Source organism: Alteromonas sp. K632G, assembly GCF_017653625.1.
Classification (GTDB): domain Bacteria; phylum Pseudomonadota; class Gammaproteobacteria; order Enterobacterales; family Alteromonadaceae; genus Alteromonas; species Alteromonas naphthalenivorans.
In genome coordinates this window covers 1-2359 of the sequence record NZ_JAGGDM010000047.1, presented here as the reverse complement: position 1 = coordinate 2359, position 2359 = coordinate 1, and the positions used below count along the sequence as shown (strand labels likewise).

General features: G+C 50.7%; 1 rRNA gene. It reads left to right on the top strand.

From position 1 onward, the window contains the following. A 23S ribosomal RNA gene (locus J5X92_RS20780) occupies positions 1–2340 on the top strand; the annotation flags it as partial. Between the last annotated feature and the right edge of the window lie 19 nt (positions 2341–2359).

The following is a 2359-nucleotide window of genomic DNA, read 5'->3' as shown; positions in this document are numbered from 1 at the left end:
GTGACTGCGTACCTTTTGTATAATGGGTCAGCGACTTATATTTAGTAGCAAGGTTAAGCGAATAGCGGAGCCGTAGCGAAAGCGAGTGTTAACTGCGCGTTTAGTTGCTAGGTATAGACCCGAAACCCGGTGATCTAGCCATGGGCAGGTTGAAGGTTGAGTAACATCAACTGGAGGACCGAACCCACTAACGTTGAAAAGTTAGGGGATGACTTGTGGCTGGGGGTGAAAGGCCAATCAAACCGGGAGATAGCTGGTTCTCCCCGAAATCTATTTAGGTAGAGCCTCGGACGAATTCCATTGGGGGTAGAGCACTGTTAAGGCTAGGGGGTCATCCCGACTTACCAACCCTTTGCAAACTCCGAATACCAATGAGAACTATCCGGGAGACACACGGCGGGTGCTAACGTCCGTCGTGAAGAGGGAAACAACCCAGACCGCCAGCTAAGGTCCCAAAATATTGCTAAGTGGGAAACGATGTGGGAAGGCATAGACAGCTAGGAGGTTGGCTTAGAAGCAGCCACCCTTTAAAGAAAGCGTAATAGCTCACTAGTCGAGTCGGCCTGCGCGGAAGATGTAACGGGGCTAAGCAATATACCGAAGCTGCGGATACGTGTTTACACGTATGGTAGGGGAGCGTTGTGTAAGTGGATGAAGGTGGATTGAGAAGTCTGCTGGACATATCACAAGTGCGAATGCTGACATGAGTAACGATAATGGGAGTGAAAAACTCCCACGCCGGAAGACCAAGGTTTCCTGTCCCATGCTAATCAGGGCAGGGTAAGTCGGCCCCTAAGGCGAGGCAGAAATGCGTAGTCGATGGGAAACGGATTAATATTTCCGTACTTATATAATCAGTGACGGAGGGACGGAGAAGGCTAAGCAAGCTTGGCGTTGGTTGTCCAAGTGAAAGCAAGTAGGCCGAGAATTTAGGTAAATCCGGATTCTTAAAGCTGAGATGCGAGACGAGCTACTACGGTAGTGAAGTTGTTGATGCCCTGCTTCCAGGAAAAGCTTCTAAACTTATGATTATATGAACCGTACCCCAAACCGACACAGGTGGTCAGGTAGAGAATACTAAGGCGCTTGAGAGAACTCGGGTGAAGGAACTCGGCAAAATTGTACCGTAACTTCGGGAGAAGGTACGCCCTTGTTTGTGATAGGACTTGCTCCTTGAGCAGATGAGGGCCGCAGTGACCAGGTGGCTGGGACTGTTTATTAAAAACACAGCACTCTGCTAACTCGCAAGAGGACGTATAGGGTGTGACACCTGCCCGGTGCCGGAAGGTTAATTGATGGGGTTATCTTCGGAGAAGCTCTTGATCGAAGCCCCGGTAAACGGCGGCCGTAACTATAACGGTCCTAAGGTAGCGAAATTCCTTGTCGGGTAAGTTCCGACCTGCACGAATGGTGTAACCATGGCCACGCTGTCTCCACCCGAGACTCAGTGAAATTGAAATCGCAGTGAAGATGCTGTGTACCCGCACCTAGACGGAAAGACCCCGTGAACCTTTACTACAGCTTGGCACTGAACATTGAACCTACATGTGTAGGATAGGTGGGAGGCTTCGAAGCACAGTCGCTAGATTGTGTGGAGCCATCCTTGAAATACCACCCTTGTATGTTTGATGTTCTAACATTGGTCCCTTATCGGGATTATGGACAGTGTCTGGTGGGTAGTTTGACTGGGGCGGTCTCCTCCCAAATAGTAACGGAGGAGCACGAAGGTTAGCTAATCACGGTCGGACATCGTGAGGTTAGTGCAATGGCATAAGCTAGCTTAACTGCGAGACAGACACGTCGAGCAGGTACGAAAGTAGGTCATAGTGATCCGGTGGTTCTGTATGGAAGGGCCATCGCTCAACGGATAAAAGGTACTCCGGGGATAACAGGCTGATACCGCCCAAGAGTTCATATCGACGGCGGTGTTTGGCACCTCGATGTCGGCTCATCACATCCTGGGGCTGAAGTCGGTCCCAAGGGTATGGCTGTTCGCCATTTAAAGTGGTACGCGAGCTGGGTTTAGAACGTCGTGAGACAGTTCGGTCCCTATCTGGTGTGGGCGTTGGATGATTGATGGGAGCTGCTCCTAGTACGAGAGGACCGGAGTGGACGAACCGCTGGTGTTCGGGTTGTCATGCCAATGGCATTGCCCGGTAGCTACGTTCGGAACGGATAACCGCTGAAAGCATCTAAGCGGGAAGCCGGCCCAAAGATGAGTCATCCCTGACTTTTAAAGTCCGGAAGGGTTGTTATAGACGATGACGTTGATAGGCAGGATGTGGAAGCGTTGTAAGGCGTTAAGCTAACCTGTACTAATTGCCCGAGAGGCTTAACCATACAACGCCCAAGAGGCTTT